The organism is Muricoccus roseus (assembly GCF_900141905.1).
Taxonomy (GTDB): Bacteria; Pseudomonadota; Alphaproteobacteria; order Acetobacterales; family Acetobacteraceae; genus Roseomonas; species Roseomonas rosea.
Genome location: NZ_FQZF01000042.1, coordinates 1 through 15,803 on the forward strand (window position 1 = coordinate 1; position 15,803 = coordinate 15,803).

General features: G+C 71.0%; 16 protein-coding genes and 1 tRNA gene. 7 read left to right on the plus strand and 10 right to left on the minus strand.

What is annotated here, in order from left to right; translation table 11 throughout:
* A partial coding sequence (locus BUB97_RS23065) for an ATP-binding protein (protein WP_175562702.1) occupies positions 1-268 on the plus strand: 268 nt, incomplete at its 5' end.
* A gap of 79 nt (positions 269-347) precedes the next feature.
* Here the strand turns inward: BUB97_RS23065 and BUB97_RS23070 are convergent.
* The 5 genes from BUB97_RS23070 to BUB97_RS23090 form a co-directional block, all read right to left on the minus strand.
* Positions 348-599 carry an Arm DNA-binding domain-containing protein gene (locus BUB97_RS23070; RefSeq protein WP_217659744.1) on the minus strand — a complete coding sequence of 84 codons (252 nt, stop codon included), beginning with the start codon at positions 597-599 and terminating at the stop codon, positions 348-350.
* A 166-nt stretch (positions 600-765) separates the two neighbouring features.
* Positions 766-856 (minus strand) — tRNA-Ser (locus BUB97_RS23075).
* 46 nt (positions 857-902) lie between these two features.
* Positions 903-1,466 carry a nucleoside 2-deoxyribosyltransferase gene (locus tag BUB97_RS23080; protein ID WP_073139547.1) on the minus strand — a complete coding sequence of 188 codons (564 nt, stop codon included), beginning with the start codon at positions 1,464-1,466 and terminating at the stop codon, positions 903-905.
* Positions 1,467-1,525: 59 nt separating this feature from the next.
* A complete protein-coding gene (locus BUB97_RS23085; protein WP_073139550.1) occupies positions 1,526-2,176 on the minus strand; it encodes a flavin reductase family protein in 651 nt (216 codons plus the stop codon).
* Positions 2,177-2,189: 13 nt separating this feature from the next.
* The gene (locus BUB97_RS23090) at positions 2,190-3,158 is read right to left on the minus strand and encodes a 2-hydroxyacid dehydrogenase (RefSeq protein ID WP_073139553.1); all 969 of its coding nucleotides are present in this window, start codon (positions 3,156-3,158) and stop codon (positions 2,190-2,192) included.
* A gap of 159 nt (positions 3,159-3,317) precedes the next feature.
* Between BUB97_RS23090 and BUB97_RS23095 the strand changes: the two genes are divergently transcribed.
* The 4 genes from BUB97_RS23095 to BUB97_RS23110 are packed head-to-tail and all read left to right on the plus strand — an operon-like array spanning position 3,318 to position 8,307.
* Positions 3,318-4,106, plus strand: a complete 789-nt coding sequence (locus tag BUB97_RS23095) for an SDR family oxidoreductase (protein ID WP_073139555.1) — start codon at positions 3,318-3,320, stop codon at positions 4,104-4,106.
* A 3-nt stretch (positions 4,107-4,109) separates the two neighbouring features.
* Positions 4,110-6,188: a hydantoinase/oxoprolinase family protein gene (locus BUB97_RS23100; protein WP_073139558.1), complete on the plus strand. Its 2,079-nt coding sequence runs from the start codon at positions 4,110-4,112 to the stop codon at positions 6,186-6,188.
* Positions 6,185-7,816, plus strand: a complete 1,632-nt coding sequence (locus BUB97_RS23105; RefSeq protein ID WP_073139561.1) for a hydantoinase B/oxoprolinase family protein — start codon at positions 6,185-6,187, stop codon at positions 7,814-7,816. The genes BUB97_RS23100 and BUB97_RS23105 overlap by 4 nt, the downstream gene beginning before the upstream one ends.
* A 17-nt stretch (positions 7,817-7,833) precedes the next feature.
* Complete coding sequence (locus BUB97_RS23110) at positions 7,834-8,307, plus strand: YaiI/YqxD family protein (protein ID WP_245818431.1); 474 nt, start codon at positions 7,834-7,836, stop codon at positions 8,305-8,307.
* A 31-nt stretch (positions 8,308-8,338) separates the two neighbouring features.
* On the opposite strand, the gene BUB97_RS23115 is transcribed toward BUB97_RS23110, so the two are convergent.
* Positions 8,339-8,905, minus strand: coding sequence for an FUSC family protein (locus BUB97_RS23115; protein ID WP_073139569.1), 567 nt, complete (start codon positions 8,903-8,905; stop codon positions 8,339-8,341).
* Between the two features lie 114 nt (positions 8,906-9,019).
* On the opposite strand from BUB97_RS23115, the gene BUB97_RS23120 reads away from it, so the two are divergent.
* Positions 9,020-10,471, plus strand: coding sequence for an N-acyl-D-amino-acid deacylase family protein (locus BUB97_RS23120; RefSeq protein WP_073139572.1), 1,452 nt, complete (start codon positions 9,020-9,022; stop codon positions 10,469-10,471).
* 315 nt (positions 10,472-10,786) lie between these two features.
* Here BUB97_RS23120 and BUB97_RS23125 read toward each other — a convergent pair whose 3' ends face one another.
* Together BUB97_RS23125 and BUB97_RS26440 are read right to left on the minus strand one after the other, a co-directional pair.
* Positions 10,787-12,124 carry a cytochrome P450 gene (locus BUB97_RS23125; RefSeq protein WP_073139575.1) on the minus strand — a complete coding sequence of 446 codons (1,338 nt, stop codon included), beginning with the start codon at positions 12,122-12,124 and terminating at the stop codon, positions 10,787-10,789.
* Between the two features lie 425 nt (positions 12,125-12,549).
* The gene (locus BUB97_RS26440) at positions 12,550-12,699 is read right to left on the minus strand and encodes a ferritin family protein (RefSeq protein ID WP_175562726.1); all 150 of its coding nucleotides are present in this window, start codon (positions 12,697-12,699) and stop codon (positions 12,550-12,552) included.
* 131 nt (positions 12,700-12,830) lie between these two features.
* On the opposite strand from BUB97_RS26440, the gene BUB97_RS23130 reads away from it, so the two are divergent.
* Positions 12,831-13,748, plus strand: a complete 918-nt coding sequence (locus tag BUB97_RS23130; protein ID WP_073139578.1) for a LysR substrate-binding domain-containing protein — start codon at positions 12,831-12,833, stop codon at positions 13,746-13,748.
* 19 nt (positions 13,749-13,767) lie between these two features.
* On the opposite strand, the gene BUB97_RS23135 is transcribed toward BUB97_RS23130, so the two are convergent.
* Together BUB97_RS23135 and BUB97_RS23140 are read right to left on the minus strand one after the other, a co-directional pair.
* Positions 13,768-14,547 (minus strand): lytic transglycosylase domain-containing protein, encoded by a 780-nt coding sequence (locus BUB97_RS23135; RefSeq protein ID WP_073139581.1) that lies wholly within the window; start codon positions 14,545-14,547, stop codon positions 13,768-13,770.
* Positions 14,548-14,804: 257 nt separating this feature from the next.
* Positions 14,805-15,683, minus strand: coding sequence for an N-formylglutamate amidohydrolase (locus BUB97_RS23140; protein WP_073139584.1), 879 nt, complete (start codon positions 15,681-15,683; stop codon positions 14,805-14,807).
* Positions 15,684-15,803 lie beyond the last annotated feature (120 nt).

Below are 15,803 nucleotides of genomic sequence, written 5' to 3' on the forward strand. Positions count from 1 at the left end.
CGAGCTCGGCTACCTGCCGTTCAGCGCCTCGGGCGGCGCCTTGCTGTTCCACCTGCTCAGCAAGCTCTACGAGCGCACCAGCGTGGTCATCACCACCAACCTGAGTTTCAGCGAGTGGGGCGGCGTGTTCGGCGACGCTAAGATGACCACGGCCCTGCTCGACCGGCTCACGCACCACTGCCACATCCTGGAGACCGGCAACGACAGTTTCCGGTTCAGGAGCAGCTCGGCCGAACCCAGGAACAGGAGGGCCAAAGCACCCGCTTGACCCGCGGCCACAGCCCGCGGGACATATCCCTGCACGGGTCAGTTCTCGATGAAAACCCCGGGTCAGTTCTCAGCGAAACTCAACAGCCGTGGGGGTCTCGCCCCTGACGCAGGGCCTCGCGAGCGCGGGCTCGCCCGTCCCGCGCCTCGGCCAGCGTGACCTCGGGATACTGCCCCAGGGAAAGCGTCTTCTCAGCGCCGAGGACCCGATAGCGGAACTGCCAGAGCCGCGCGCCGGAGGGCAGCACGCGTAGGTGCAAACCATCACCATCGCTGAGCCGGTAGGGCTTATCCCGCCCGAGGGCCGCCTTCACCTGCTTGTCGGTCAGCACCAGACCCCTCCATTACCCGCAGAGCCCGCTGTTACCCGCACCGTTGCCCACGGAACCGCCTGGCAAGGGCGGGGTTCGGCGGGATGGGATGGGAAAATGGGCGTGCCGTCAGACCCCGGAAAATAAGGGCGCCGGGATCACTTGGGAATACATTGGGAATGTGTTCTGGCGGACAGGGTGGGATTCGAACCCACGATAGGCTTTTGACCTATACGCACTTTCCAGGCGCGCGCCTTCGACCACTCGGCCACCTGTCCCGCGGCGGCGGGGTATAGGGGGATGGAGCGGCCGCGGCAAGCGGGGTCAGGACGATTTCATGACGGAGCGGAGCGCTTCCTCGAAGGCGTCGAGATTCCGCCAGCGATCCGCCGCCGGCACGGCGCGCCGGATCAGCGCCCCGCCGGCCGCCTCGATGCCGCCATCGATCATCAGGTTGTCGTGCAGGCCGAAGGATTCGAGGTGCAGCCCCTCCGAGTCCTCCCAGGCGCCGTCCGGGCGCTGGCGGGCAGCCTCGCCCAGGAAGGCGCGGGTGCGTTCGGTGAAGGGCACGGCGCTGTTCGCATAGGCGGCGATGGGCCGGCCGAGGGCTCGCATGAAGCCCAGCTCGTAGACCGTTCCCGCATCGGCGGAAGGGCCACGGAAGGGGGTGAGATTGGCGATCAGCGCATCGGCCCCGCGGATATGGGCCTCGTTGCGGAGATAGATGGCCAGCCAGTCCTCCGCGGAGGCATCGGCCTGGGGGCAATGGACGGGATCGGTGGGGAAGATGCCCGTGGCGCCGTGGCGGGCGCAGATCGCCCGCTTGGCGTCGGCCAGCGCATCGGCGTCCGGCAGGAAGACCTCCGGGCCCGCAAGGTAAATTCGCATGGGAACAAAAATAGCACAAATCTCCTCGGCCGGCCACGCCCGAGCCGGCCTCGCCCGCCCTATCCGTTCCGCTGCGCGGCCACCTCCTCGGGCGTGACGCGGGGCAGCTCAAACCGGTCCGTGGTGCGGGCATACCAGCCGCCGCCATGCATGCGGCCGACCAGCTTCAGCTTCGGCGTGTCCACGTAGAGCCGTGCCGGGTCGAGCATGCAGTCGTCCCGGATATGCACGGCCAGGACCTCGCCCAGCACCAAGTGGTGCGTGCCGATGGGCACGGCCTGCCAGAGGCGGCATTCCAGCGCCACGGGGCTCTCGGCGATGCGGGGCACCTTGATCTTGGTGCCGGGGGCGGTGGTGAGGCCGGCCATCCGCAGCTCGTCCACCCCCGGCGGGAAGTCGGCGGCGGTGACGTTCATCGCCTCCGCCGTGTCCTCGCTCACCATGCAGACGGTGAATTCCTCCGTGGCCCGGATATTGGCCATGGTGTCCTTCATCTCGGCCCGCTCCTCGCCGCCCATGCCGCGGGCGCCGACGCCGATGCCGACCACCACGGGGTCGTTGCTGAACACGTTGAAGAAGGAGAAGGGCGCAGCGTTGGTGCGACCCTCGGCATCCTGCGTGACCATCCAGGCAATCGGGCGGGGCACGATGCTCGAGACGACGAGCTTGTAGCGGTCCTTCTTCGGCAGGGCCTCGAAGTCGAAGAGCATGCGGGTGGGGTCCTCAGGCGACGCGATGGGGGGGCTGGGTGCCGTGGATCAGCACCGCATCCAGGTTGTCGAGGCAGCGGAAGCCCATGGCGTCCCGCGTCTCGATCGTGGCGCTGCCGAGATGGGGGAGGAGGGTGACGTTCGGGGCCGTGTGGTAACCCTCGAAAATCTTCGGCTCGCCGGTGAAGACATCCAGCCCGGCGGCGCGGAGATGGCCGGAATGGAGGGCCTCGCAGAGCGCCTCGTCATCCACCGTGGTGCCGCGGCCCGTGTTCACCACGATCGCTCCCTTGGGCAGCGCCGCGATCCGGGCGGCGTTCAGCCAGCCCTTGGTCGCCGCCCCGCCCGGGATGTGCATGGAGAGCACGTCGCAGGCCGCGAGGAAGGCGTCGTCATCCCCGTGGAAGGTCGCGCCTTCCTCCTCCTGCGGCGGGAGGCGGGTGCGGTTGCGGTAGTGGATGACCATGCCCATGCCGCGGGCCATGCGGGCCAGTTCCCGCCCGATGCGGCCCATGCCGAGGATGCCGAGCCGCTTGCCTTCCAGCGTCACGCCCATGAGCTGGGTGGGGGCCCAGCCCGTCCATTCCCGCGCGCGCAGCAGCCTCTCGGCCTCTCCCGCGCGGCGGGCGCACATGAGGATGAGGAGCATGGCGATCTCGGCGGTGGCCACGCTCAGCACGTCCGGGGTGTTGGTCACGGCGATGCCGCGCGCCCGGGCCGCGTCGAGCGCGACATGGTCGGTGCCGACGCTGAAGGTGGCGATCACCTTCACGCTGGCGGGCAGGCGGCCGATGGTTTTGGCATCCAGCGCGTCGCCGGCGGCGCAGAGAATGCCGTCGCAGCCCTCGGCGGCGGCGAGCAGGGCCGGGGCCTCGAGGGTGTGGTCCGGGCCTTCAGGGCGGCGGATCACATAGTCGCGGGCGGCGCGGGCCTCCACGGCCGGGGGCAGGGTGCGGGTTTGCAGCAGGGTCGGGCGGGACATGGGGGGAGGATGCCCGGCCCGGCGCGGCTTGCCAAACCGGGCGCCCGGCCGGGAAGCCGCCGGCCCCGATCTTGCCGGCCCGATCTTGCCGGCCCCGATCTTGCCAGTCCTGAGGGGCCGGTTCAGGGTCCGGGCCCATTGATTCGAGGAGTGGCAGGGATGGAACTCGGTCTTCGCGGGAAGCGGGCGCTGGTGATGGGGGCCTCCAAGGGGCTGGGCCGGGCGATCGCCGAGGCGCTCGCCGCCGATGGCGCGGCGCTGGCCATTTCCGGGCGTGAGGTGGAGCGGCTGCAGCCGGTCTGCGAGGCGCTGAAGGGCATGGGCGCCACCGCCGCCCACGCCTTTTCCGCCGACGTGGCCAAGGGCGAGGACATGGACGCGCTGGCCGAGGGCGCGGTGGCGGCGCTGGGCGGGGTGGACATTCTCGTGCTGAACCATGGCGGCCCGCCCGCCGGCACCGCCGCGGATCTGACGGAGGAGGCGCTGGAGACCTGGTTCCGCCGCATCGTCCTCTCGCCTGTGCGGATCGCGAACAAGCTGCTGCCGGCCATGCGGGCCCAGGGCTATGGGCGCATCATCGCGGTGGGCAGCACGGGCATGGTGCAGCCGCTGCCGAACCTGGCGCTGTCCAACGTGCTGCGCGCGAACATCGTCGGCTGGGCGAAGACCCTGGCGGATGAGGTGGGTCCTGATGGCGTGACGGTGAACATCATCGCCCCCGGCGCCATCCGCACGGACCGCAGCATCGAGCTGGCGGGCGCCGCCGCCTCCAAGCAGGGCAAGTCCCCGGAGCAGGTGATCGCCGACCGCGAGAAGACGATCCCGATGCGCCGCTACGGCACGCCGGACGAGTTCGGCAAGGCCGCGGCCTTCCTCGCCTCCGAGGCCGGCTCCTACATCACGGGCACGATCCTGCGCGTGGATGGCGGCGTGGTGCGGGGCTTCTGATCCATGTCGGGCTTGCGGCTGGCCGCCGATATCGGCGGCACCTTCACCGACCTGGCGCTGGAGCGCGCCGATGCGCATGGCGGCTTCGAGCGTTGGACGGCGAAGGTGCTCACCACGCCGGCCGCACCTGAGAAGGGCGTGCTGGAGGGCATCCGCGTGGTGCTCTCCAAGGCGGGCGTCGGGCCATCGGATGTGGCGCTGTTCATCCATGGCACGACGCTGGCCACCAATGCGGTGATCGAGCGCAAGGGCGCGCGCACGGCGCTGCTGACGACCGAGGGCTTCCGCGATGTCCTCGCGCTGGGCAATGAGAGCCGATACGACCAGTACGACCTGAACATCACCCTGCCGCAGCCGCTGGTCCCGCGCCGATGGCGATTGCCGGTGCCGGAGCGGCTGGACAATGAGGGTCGCGTGCTGCTGCCGCTCGACGAGGGTGCGGTGCGGCAGGCCGTTTCCTTCATGAAGGCCGAGGGGATCGAAAGCCTCGCCATCGGGTTCCTTCATGCCTTCGTGAATCCGGCGCATGAGCGCCGCGCGGCCGAGATCGTGCGGGAGGAATGGCCGGAGATTTCCGTTTCGCTCTCCAGCGAGGTGAGCCCGGAGATGCGGGAGTGGGAGCGCTTCTCCACCACCGCCGCCAATGCCTATGTGCAGCCGCTGATGATGGGCTACCTGCACCGGCTGAAGGCCGGGCTGGCCGAGGCCGGCTTTTCCTGCCCGCTCTACCTCATGCTTTCCGGCGGCGGGCTCACCACGCTGGAGACGGCGGCACGCTTTCCCATCCGGCTCGTGGAGAGCGGGCCGGCCGGTGGCGCCATCTTCTCCGCCTTCGTGGCGCGGCAGAAGGGGTGGGACCGCGTGCTCTCCTTCGACATGGGCGGCACCACGGCGAAGGTCTGCCTCATCGACGATTTCGCGCCGCAGACGGCCCGCAGCTTCGAGGTGGCGCGCATCGGGCGCTTCAAGAAGGGCTCGGGCCTGCCGCTGCGCATCCCCGTGATCGAGATGGTGGAGATCGGGGCGGGTGGGGGCTCCATCGCATCCGTCGATGCGCTGGGGCGCATCCAGGTGGGGCCGGAAAGCGCGGGCGCCGATCCGGGGCCGGCTTGCTACGGGCGCGGCGGCTCAAAGCCGGCGGTGACGGATGCGAACCTTCTCCTGGGCCGCTACGACCCGGCCAGCTTCGCGGGGGGCGCGATGCCGCTGCATCCCGGGGCCGCCGCATCCGCGATGAACGCCGCCCTCGGCACACTCGGGCTGGAACCGCCCATGGCGGCGCTCGGGGTGGTCGAGGTGGTCGACGAGAACATGGCCAATGCCGCCCGGGTGCATGCCATCGAGAGCGGCAAGGGCTATGACGGGCGCGCCGTGATCGCCTTCGGCGGCGGCGGGCCGGTGCATGGCTATCGTGTGGCCGAGAAGATCGGCGTGAACCGCCTGCTCGTGCCATCCGGCGCCGGCGTCGGCTCCGCCATCGGCTTCCTGCGCGCGCCGGTGGGCTATGAGGTCGTTCGCAGCCTGTATCAGCGCTTCCGGAGCTTCGATGTGGCGGCGGTGAACGCGCTGCTGGCCGAGATGTCGGCGGAGGCGCGGCGCGTGGTGGCGGAAGGCGCCTTTGGCGCCGCGCTGGTCGAGCGGCGCATCGCCTATATGCGCTATGTCGGCCAGGGGCATGAGATCGCGGTGGAACTGCCGGTGAAGGCGATGGAGGCCGCGGATGTGGCGGCCGTGCGCGCCGCCTATGACCGGGAATATGCGGGCTTCTACGACCGGCCCGTTCCCGGCAGCGACGTGGAGATCCTCTCCTTCGCCGTGACGGTCGCGACCGAGGTGGAGACGCCGCCGCCCGTGGCGGAGGTGGACGCGGCGCCTGGGCCCTCGCCGATCCGCCACCAGGCCGTGCGCGATACGGCGAGGGGAGAGGTTTCGGACTGGCCCGTTTATGACCGCGCCGGTTTCGCGCCGGGCGCAACGGTGCCCGGGCCCTGCATCGTGGCGGAGGCGGAGACGAGCACGCTGGTGGGGCCGGGATGGAGCTGCCGGATGGATGGGCTGGGGTATCTGGAGTTGACCCGATGAGTGACGCCCCCTCGGACGCGCTGGCCGCCATCCAGCGGCAGATCCAGTGGAACCGCCTGATCGCCGTGGTGGAGGAGCAGGCGCAGATCATGATCCGTACCGCCTTCAGCACCACGGTGCGCGAGGCGGGCGATCTTTCGGCCGGCATCTTCGACCTGCGCGGCCGCATGCTCGCCCAGGCCGTCACCGGCACGCCCGGCCATGTGAACTCCATGATGGAATCGGTCGGCCACTTCCTCGCCAAGTTCCCGGCGGAGGGGATGAAGGCGGGCGATCACTACATCACCAACGACCCCTGGCTCGGCACGGGCCACCTGCACGACCTCACCGTCGTCACCCCCGCCTTCCGCCACGGGCGCATCGTCGGGCTCTTCGCCAACACCGCGCATGTCATCGATGTCGGCGGCCTCGGCATGGGGCCGGAGGGGCGCTCGGTCTTCGAGGAAGGGCTCTACATCCCCATCGTGAAGTGCTTCGACCAGGGGCGCGCGAACGAGACCTTCTTCGACATCCTCCGCGCCGGCACGCGCACGCCGGCGGAGCTGGAGGGCGACGTCTATTCCCTCTGCGCCTGCAACGATGCGGGGGCGCGCCGGCTCGTCGAGATGATGGACGAGTTCGCGATGGACAGCCTGGATGAGCTGGCGGAATCCATCTTCGAGGCTTCCGCCCGTGCCACCCTGGCCGAGATCGCGAAGCTGCCGCGGGGGGAGTTCGCGGCGCAGATCAGCTCGGACGGCTATGAGGCGCCGGTCACGCTGAAGGCGCGGATGACGGTCGCGGAGGACCATATCGCGGTGGATTATGCCGGTACCTCCGGCCTGTCCGGGCGCGGCATCAACGTGCCGGCCGCCTATACGCGCGCCTATGCCTGCTTCGGCATCAAATGCGTGGTGGCTCCGGAGGTTCCGAACAACTGGGCCTCGCTGCTGCCCTTCCGGATGGAGATCCCCGAGGGCTGCATCCTCAACGCTCCCCGGCCCTTCCCGGTGGCGGTGCGCCATGTCGTCGGCCAGCTCCTGCCGGACCTGATGATGGGGTGCCTGCACCAGGCCGTGCCGGACCGGGTGACGGCCGAGGGCTCCTCCTGCCTGTGGAATCCGCCCCTGCGCGGCGGCGCGCAGGTGAGCGGTGGCGAGGCCGAGCTGCCGGATTTCGAGGTGATCACCTTCAACTCCGGCGGCACGGGCGCGCGCCCGGGCCAGGATGGGCTGGACGGCACCGCCTTTCCCTCCGGTGTGCGGACCATGCCGGTCGAGGCCACCGAGAACGTGGCGCCGGTGGTGTTCTGGAAGAAGGAGCTGCGCCCCGGCTCCGGCGGACCGGGCCGTACCCGTGGCGGGCTGGGGCAGGTGATGGAGATTGGCGCCAAGGGCGATGCCGAATTCGCCGTGAACGCCATTTTCGACCGGGTGGCGAATGCGCCACGCGGCCGTGATGGCGGCGGGGACGGCGCGCCGGGCTGGGTCGGCCTGACAGACGGCACGGTGCTGCGCACCAAGGGGTATCAGGTGATCCCCCGGGGCAAGCGGCTGCGCCTGCTGCTGCCCGGCGGCGGCGGCATGGGCGACCCCGCCGGGCGCGACCCCGCGCTGGTGCGGCGCGACATCGCGGACGGCCTCGTCTGAGCGCGCCGCATGTCTATGTGGACGGGGATGCCTGCCCCGTCCGCGACGAGGTGTTCCGCGTCGCCGCGCGGCACGGGCTCGCGGTGACCGTGGTCTCCAACGGCTCGCGCGGCGTGCGCCTGCCCGACGGCATCCGGCGCGTGATCGTGGCCGAGGGCGCAGATGCGGCCGACGACTGGATCGCGGAGGCGATCCGGCCCGGCGACATCTGCGTCACGGCCGACATCCCGCTCGCCTCGCGCTGCCTAGCGGCGGGCGGCCATGCCGTGGCGCCGGGCGGGCGGATCTGGGACCTGGAGAATATCGGCAGCGCCCTGGCGGGCCGCGAGGTCGCCCGCCACCTGCGGGAGATGGGGCGGGAGACGCGCAACGCCGCCTTCACCCCGCAGCACCGCTCCCGCTTCCTCGAATCCATGGAGGCGGTGGTGCAGAGGGCGCTGCGGGGAGGGGCGGCGCCGCCGCGCCCCATGCCGGATTTCTTCTCGGACTGACCTTCCCCTTCGGCGCCGGCCCGGCGCCGCTTCAGCGGCGGCCCAGGCGCGTGCGCAGCCAGACCAGGCAGAGCGCCACCAGCGCGCCCCAGGCCACCTCGCCGACGCGGGAGAGGAGCATGTGCTGCGGCGTGCCCGTATGCGGCACGAGCAGGATGATGGTCGCCGTGATTCCGGCCAGGCGGCTGGCAGAGGCGATGTTCACGAGCCAGCAGGCCAGCACGGATAGGATGACGGCCAGGAGATAGCCCAGGAGATGCTGGCCGCCGGCCAGGGTAACGGCGACTCCGACGACCCCGCCGATGGCGGCGCCGGCGAGCTGGTCCCGGCCGCTGTTGCGGGTCGCCACCAGCTCGGTCTGGACCACAGCCATGGCCGTGATGGCCGCCCAGAAACCCTCCTTCAGGCCGAGCGCCTGGGTGGGGAGGTAGGCGAGGACGGCGGCGCCCGCGGAGAGCAGGGCCTGGGACAGGCCGCCCTGGAGCCGCTGCCCCAGGGAGAGACCCTTGCTGAGATCGGCGAGCCGGTCGCGCATCCGCTCGATCCGGCCGGGCAGGGTCGTCGGATGGCGCGTTCGATGGTCGGGGTCGGTCACCATGGCTCCGTGCCGCGGGGGGGGCGGCGCGGCGCGCCCAATAACAGGAACGGCCGGGGGCCTGGATCAGCGGGCCGCGCGGGGCCAGAATGCGCCACCCGTTCGAAAGGCTGCACCATGGCCCTGCGCTGCGACACGATCATCCGCGATGCCACCCTCTTCGACGGCACGGGGGCCGCCCGGCGGGTCGGCGATGTCGGCCTGCGAGGCGACCGGATCGTGGGGGTGGGGGACCTGGGCGGCGCGACGGCGGACCGGGAGGTGATCGCCACCGGCAAGGCCGTGGCCCCGGGCTTCATCGACAGCCACACGCATGACGACCGCGCCGTTCTCTGCGGCCCGGAATGCACGACCTGCAAGACCAGCCAGGGCGTGACCACGGTCGTCGTCGGCAATTGCGGCGTCAGCCTCGCCCCGGCGCGCTTCGCCACGCGTCCCGTGCCGCCGCTGGACCTGCTGGGCGACGAAAGCTGGTACACCTTCGAGAGCTTCGGCGACTATGCCCATGCGCTGAAGACGCGCGGTTCAGAGATGAACACCTACGCCTTCGTCGGCCACCAGACGCTGCGCGCCCGCACCATGGACAACGACGTGTACCGGCCGGCGAAGGATGCCGAGATCGCGCGGATGCACGACCTCGTGCGGCAATCCATGGGGGAGGGGGCGAGCGGCTTCTCGACCGGCCTCTACTACCCGCCCAACGCCCAGGCGACGACCGAGGAGGTGATCGCGGTGGCCGAGGCCATCCGGCCCTTCGGTGGCCTGTACTGCACGCATATGCGCGACGAGGCGGACCGCATCCTCGCCTCGATCGAGGAGACGGCGCGGATTGGCAAGCGGGCCGGCGTGGCGGTGCATATCTCGCACCACAAATGCTCGATGCCCGAGAATTACGGGCGCTCCACCCAGACCCTGCCCCTCATCAACGAATACGCGCGCACCCAGCCCGTCTCCTACGACGTGTATCCCTATCCCGCCGGCTCTACCGTGCTGATGCCGGACAAGCTGCGTGACGACGTGGAGGTGATGATCACCTGGTCCGTCCCGCATCCGGAAATGGCTGGCAAGTATCTGCGCGACGTGGCGCGCGGCTGGAACACCGACATCAAGACCGCCGCCTCCCGCCTTCTCCCAGCGGGGCAGGTGACCTGGCAGATGGACGAGGAGGATGTCCGCCGCATCATGGCGCATCCGATGTCCATCATCGGCTCGGACGGCATCCCGCATGACGAACACCCGCATCCCCGCCTCTGGGGCACCTTCCCGCGCGTGCTCGGCCACTACGTGCGCGACGTGAAGCTGTTCAGCCTGGAAACGGCCATCCACAAGATGACGGGCAAGGCGGCCGATACCTTCGGCATGATCGACCGCGGCGTGCTGCGCGAAGGCGCCTTCGCCGACATCGTCCTGCTCGACCCGCACACCGTGCGGGACCGCGCGACCTTTGAAGAACCGAAGCAGCTCTCGGAAGGGATCGAGGAGGTGTGGTGCAACGGCGTGCCGACCTATGTGGCCGCCAAGGGCGCGACGGGGGAGAAGCCGGGGCGGCTGGTGACGCGGAACCGCTGAGGCGCCTTCGCGGCTTCCTCTGGAGGTTCTGGTCTGATCATCGGGAGGGGGGCTCCGCCCTCCACCCGCCAAGGGCCTGAGGCCCTTGGAACCCCGTCTGACTGCCGTGGATACCCCGGATCAATTGGGTTTCTGGTTTCAGGGTGCTGATCCTGCCGTTGCAGTCGCCTCGGGTCGTGGACCCGAGGCGCACCGTCAGCCCCGTGATTCCAACTCGAAAAAGAAGATGATGGGTCGAAGGCACTGCCTTCGACGGGTCCGGGGAGAGGAAGAACTCCTTCTTCCTCTCCCCGGGACAGACCACCGGCCCCAGACCTATCCCGGCCCCGGCCTGAACCGGAGTTCGAAGGCGCTTAGCGTCGCTGGCAGCCGGTCCTCGGGCTGGATTCCATCCGCGTCCACCGGCGAGAAGGGCCGGCGCCGGAGCAGGGCTGCCAGCATCATGCTGGAGAGCATGAGGGAGATGTTGCGCCCGGGGCACCGCGCCGGGCCGTCGCTGAAGGGGACCAGCCCCTGGTCTTCCGGCCGGCCTTCCAGCCAGGTTTCGGGCGCGTAGCGATGGGCCTGCGGCAGGCGTGTTTCGTCCCGGTGGAAGAAGGGCGCGAAGATGATGATGCCCGTGCCCCGGCGCAGCAGGCCGTGTTCCCATTCCACGTCGCGCGTCGCCTGCCGCAGGATGACCGGGGTGGTGGGCCAGAGGCGCAGCGTGTCCAGCACGCAGGCGCGCAGGAAGGGCAGGTCCTGCGGTTCGCGCGCCTGGATCTCGGCCTCGGCGCGGCTGCGCAGGGCGGGGTGGGTGCCGAGCAGGGCGAGGGTGCGGAAGGTGGCGCGCGCCAGCGCGTCCAGCGCGAAGAGCCATTGGGGCACCTGGCCCAGCGCGTCCGTGCCCGGCGCGGCGGGGGTGGCGCGGATGATGGCGGCGAGGCTGCCCGGCTCGGCGCGTTGCAGGTGTTCGTCCAGCCGCTCGAAGAATCGCGCCTGCAGCCGGCGGCGCCGTGGCATGAGGAAGGCCCAGTTCGCGTCGGCGCGGAGCTTCGCGATCAGGTCCGTCACGCGGTCGTCGTCCCGCGCGCCTTCGCCCAGCACCACCCGCCGCGCCATGCGCCACCAGGCCCGGGCGAAGCCGGGCCAATCCAGCTCGCCGAAATGGTCGGCCGCCTCGGTCATCTCCTGCGCCTCGTCCTCCACCACCGCGCGGAAGCGCGCGGCGAGGCGATGCATGGGGCAAGGCGTGTCAAGCACGGCCTCGTTATAGGGGCGGCGGGCCTGGCGCGCGGCATTGTCGGAGATCAGCACCGCATGCGGCTCGAAATGGCTGAGCGCGGAGCGCTTCTCGTCGCTCGCCGCGGCATAGGGCTCGGGCGAGAGCTCCAGCACGCGCGAGACATGGGCCGGCGAAAGGATCAGCGCATAGGGGTGGAACGGGACGGGCAGGACGAGGGGGCCGTCTCCATGCCGGTCCCGCAAGGCCCGCACGGTCTCCACCGCGCGCCGGTCGAGCTCCATCCTCTGGGCCATGGCCACCACCGGCGGGCGACGCAGCAGCACGCCCTTGCCGAGAACCGGCAGCACCACGGAGGAGAGGACGCCCATGGTTTCCGCCAGGCTCGCGCGCGGCAGGGACCTCCCGCGGCCGGATCGTGGATCTGCCATGCTGCGCTCCGCCTCGGCAGCAGGTGGCGCGTCACTGGCCCCCGCTTCTGCGGGCGAGAGCGCCGCCGGGGGCGGTGGGGTTTCCCCGGCGGGCCGCTTGTTTCGCGCCGGGCTGCATCGCGCCAGCCCGCTTCGCGCCCGGGGGCGAGGGTCTGGCGCCGCGGAGCGCTATCCGAGGTCGCCCGGCTTTCGGAGCGCCGCCGGGCGCGAAGGAATGCCTCCGCCGCCTCCCGGGCCAGAAAGGGCGGCGGAGGCCTCGCGACGGGGCGGCCCCAGGGGGAGGGGGGCGGGGCGCCCCGCCGGATCAGCCCTTCGCCCGGCGTGCGGCGACGAGCTGGAGGAGGAGGCGCAGCGCGGCCCGCCCGGCCGGGCTCATGCCGCGCCGGCGCGGTCGCCGGATCGGCTGATGGCGCGTCACCATCGGCTCAGCCCAAGCCCTGGAACGTCGAGATGTTCAGCCTCGTCGGCTCGCCGAAGCGGCCGCCCCTCAGTTCGTTGAGCGCCGCCGCTGCTGAGGGGGCCGGCTCGTTCCGTAAGGGCATTTCCACCTGTAGCTTGTCGGTACGGATGAACATGCGTCCGCTCCTTTGCAGTCACGCTCGCGCCGGGTCGCGTCCGGCGTGGCGGCACCTTCCTTGCGCCGCGCGATAAGGACAAAGACAAGTTTCTTTCAGCGCCTATAGATAACCTTTATGATCTGCGCGCCATGTCACTCGCTGGACTGTCCCTCAGGGATCTCGAATACCTGCTCGCCGTCGCCGAGCACCGCCATTTCGGCCGGGCCGCGGAGCGCTGCGGCGTTTCGCAGCCCGCCCTTTCGGCGCAGATCCGGAAGCTCGAAGGGCTGTTGGGGATGGCGGTGTTCGAGCGGCTGCCAGGGCGCGTGCTGGTGACGCCCCGGGGCGAGGCCGTGCTGGCCCGGGCCGCGGTGGTGGTCCGTGAGGCCCAGGCCCTGCTCCTGGCGGCGCGGGCGGATGACGCGCCGCTGGCCGGCCCCTTCCGCCTCGGCGCCATCCCGACGCTCGGCCCCTATCTGCTGCCCCACCTGCTGCGGCCGATGCGCGAGGCCTTCCCCGCGATGCGCGCGGTGCTGTCGGAGGCCCGGACGGCGGAGCTTCGGGACTGGCTGAAGTCGGGGGCGCTGGACGCGGCGCTCTGCTGCGCCGGCCCGCCGGACCCGGCGCTGCGTGCCATCCCGCTGTTCGTGGAGCCCTTCCTGCTGATGCACCCGGCGGGACGGACGCCGCGGATGCCCCTCCCGCTCCCGGGCGCCGAGGAGCTGCTGCTGCTGGAGGAAGGGCATTGCCTGCGGGATCAGACGCTCGCGGCCTGCGGAATCGGCGCGCCGGGCGGCACGCGCCACGCGACGGGGCTGGAGATGCTGCGGCATATGGTCGCGGCGGGAGAGGGCGTTTCGCTGATGCCGGCGATCGCGGCCGCCGCGCTCGGGCCGGTGCCCGGCCTCCTGGAATACTCGCCGGCCCCGGAGGGGGTGGGTCGGGAAATCACGCTTCTCGTCCGCTCCTCCGACCCGCGCGCCGAGGGGCTGGACGCATTGGCGGCGCTGATGCGCCGGTCCGCGCCGATGCCCGGCGGGGCGGCTGCGGCGGTAGCGGGGGAATGACCGCGCCCCCCGTGGCGCTTCAGCCCCGCACGCCGGGCAGGCCGCGCACCAGCATCGGCGCGGCGCGGGTGGCGAGCGGAATGGCCATGGCCCGGTAGGCGTCCAGCCCCCGGCCGCGCTCGCCCTCCGGCGCGGCGCCGGGCATGCGGATGATGCTGGGCGGCGGCGCAGACCGGATGCTCATGCCCGGCAGGGCGGCCGCCATGGGAGGGCGCGCCGCGCTCGACCAGCCGGGCTGCCAGGCCGGGGCCGCGCCGGCCTGGCGCTGCTCCTCCGGCCATCGGAGGGCGACCTGGGCCCTGTAGGCCTCGGCCCGGCCGGGGGTATGGCTGTGGTAGTGCCCGGCCGCCGTCATCCAGTCGCCGCTCGCGGCTTTCAGCTCGGTCAGGAAGCGGGCGGCGTAGCGGGCATTGGCCAGCGGGTCGAAGGCCTCCTCCAGCGAGGGAAAGGCATTGGGGTGATGGTGCAGGTTGATCTGCATGCAGCCCACGTCGATCAGCCGCATGCCCCCGGCGCGAAGCTGCCGCACCTCGGCAACCGCTTCCGCCTTGCCGGGGAAGAACTTGCCGGCCCCCTCGGCATTCATGGTCCAGGGCCAGGGGCCGGCCTCCCCGCTCAGGGGATCGCGGCGGCCGGATTCCACCCGCCCGATGGCGGCGAGGAGCCCGGCGGGAAGGCCGTATTCCCGCTCTGCCGCAGCGATCGCGGCGCGGCACATCGCGGTCGGGGAGGGCTGCGCCATGGCGCCGGGAGAGGCCATCAGCGTGAGCAGGAGAGGGAGAAAGGCGAGCAGGGGCATAGGCCTCCCTGCTCAAGCCGCGTGCCAGGGCGAGCCATCTCATTCCGGTGATGCTGCAATGCAAAAAACCGCTTGCGAAACCCGGGGCACGTCATTAGGTTGTGCATCGCAGCAACGCGATGTTGTCGCGTTGTTGTCTTTCTTGGACGTTTCCTCCCTAAACTCGGCGGAGCCTCTGGCTCCGCCTCTTTTTTTGCCCGGACGCCAGGAGCGACCTCGCTCGCTCCCGGGTTGCCCCGCCGCGTTGCTTAACCGGGTCAGGGGCGGAGGAAAGACCAGTCCTCGGCCAACAGCCGCGCCAGCACCCGGTCCATGTCCGACCGCAGATGCGCCAGGCCAGGCAGCCGCTGGATTCTCCGCTCATCCATGTACAGGCTGCGCGCGATCTCGAGCTGGATCACGTGGACCCCCTCCCGCGGGCGCCCGTAATGGCGGGTAACGTAGCCCCCTGCATAGGGATCGTTTCGCCGGAGCCGGTAGCCCAGGGCGGTCAGGGATTCCTCCAGCCGCCGGGTCGCGCGGGGAGCCGCGGCGGTGCCATGGGCGTCGCCAAGGATCATATCCGCCGAGCGCCCCGCCTCTCCGGGGAGGGAGGGCATGGAATGGCAGTCGATGAGCAAGCAACAGCCGAAGCGGCGGATCGTCTCCGAAATCAGCCCGGAAAGGGCGGCATGGTAGGGTTCCCAGAGCGCGCGGATGCGGTCGGCGGCTTCCTCGAAGGAGAGGCGGCGGCGGTAGACGGCTTCCCCGCTCGCGACCACGCGGGCGATGGTACCCAGTCCCGCGCCCACGCGCGGCGAGGCGCTGTTGACGAAGTCCGGCAGCGGCCCGTCGAACATGGTGGGATCCAGCTCCCAGGCCTCGCGGTTGGCGTCGCAATAGACCCGGGGGAAGGTGGCCGCCAGCAGGGGCGCGCCCAGGGCCGGCGCACCGGCGAAGAGCTCCTCCACGAATCCATCTTCGGAACGGCGCAGCGCCACCGGGTCCAGCCGGCTTTCGGCGAGGAAGGCCGGCGGGTAGTGCCGCCCGGAATGGGGCGAGGCCAGGATGATTGGCGAGGCCTGGACCACGGGCCGTTCCAGCAGGAAGGGCGGGGGGGAATCGGCCTCGACGGGGGCCTGGATCGGAAGGTCCATGTTCCTCCGAATCACCACAGCCCGGCGCCTCTGTCACGCGGCATGCCACGGCTTTCGCCAATCGGGCTTGCCGGGCCGTGAAGGGCAGGCTAAAGGGGCCGCCCCGACGCGATGCTTTCC

Bases quoted from the DNA above. Each gene is read 5' to 3' on its own strand.
- BUB97_RS23115 (WP_073139569.1), bottom strand. From the start codon at position 8,905: ATGGTGACCGACCCCGACCATCGAACGCGCCATCCGACGACCCTGCCC.
- BUB97_RS23090 (WP_073139553.1), bottom strand. From the start codon at position 3,158: ATGTCCCGCCCGACCCTGCTGCAAACCCGCACCCTGCCCCCGGCCGTG.
- BUB97_RS23135 (WP_073139581.1), bottom strand. From the start codon at position 14,547: ATGCCCCTGCTCGCCTTTCTCCCTCTCCTGCTCACGCTGATGGCCTCT.
- BUB97_RS23105 (WP_073139561.1), top strand. From the start codon at position 6,185: ATGAGTGACGCCCCCTCGGACGCGCTGGCCGCCATCCAGCGGCAGATC.
- BUB97_RS23125 (WP_073139575.1), bottom strand. From the start codon at position 12,124: ATGGCAGATCCACGATCCGGCCGCGGGAGGTCCCTGCCGCGCGCGAGC.
- BUB97_RS23140 (WP_073139584.1), bottom strand. From the start codon at position 15,683: ATGGACCTTCCGATCCAGGCCCCCGTCGAGGCCGATTCCCCCCCGCCC.
- BUB97_RS23130 (WP_073139578.1), top strand. From the start codon at position 12,831: ATGTCACTCGCTGGACTGTCCCTCAGGGATCTCGAATACCTGCTCGCC.
- BUB97_RS23080 (WP_073139547.1), bottom strand. From the start codon at position 1,466: ATGCGAATTTACCTTGCGGGCCCGGAGGTCTTCCTGCCGGACGCCGAT.
- BUB97_RS23100 (WP_073139558.1), top strand. From the start codon at position 4,110: ATGTCGGGCTTGCGGCTGGCCGCCGATATCGGCGGCACCTTCACCGAC.
- BUB97_RS26440 (WP_175562726.1), bottom strand. From the start codon at position 12,699: ATGTTCATCCGTACCGACAAGCTACAGGTGGAAATGCCCTTACGGAAC.
- BUB97_RS23085 (WP_073139550.1), bottom strand. From the start codon at position 2,176: ATGCTCTTCGACTTCGAGGCCCTGCCGAAGAAGGACCGCTACAAGCTC.
- BUB97_RS23095 (WP_073139555.1), top strand. From the start codon at position 3,318: ATGGAACTCGGTCTTCGCGGGAAGCGGGCGCTGGTGATGGGGGCCTCC.
- BUB97_RS23120 (WP_073139572.1), top strand. From the start codon at position 9,020: ATGGCCCTGCGCTGCGACACGATCATCCGCGATGCCACCCTCTTCGAC.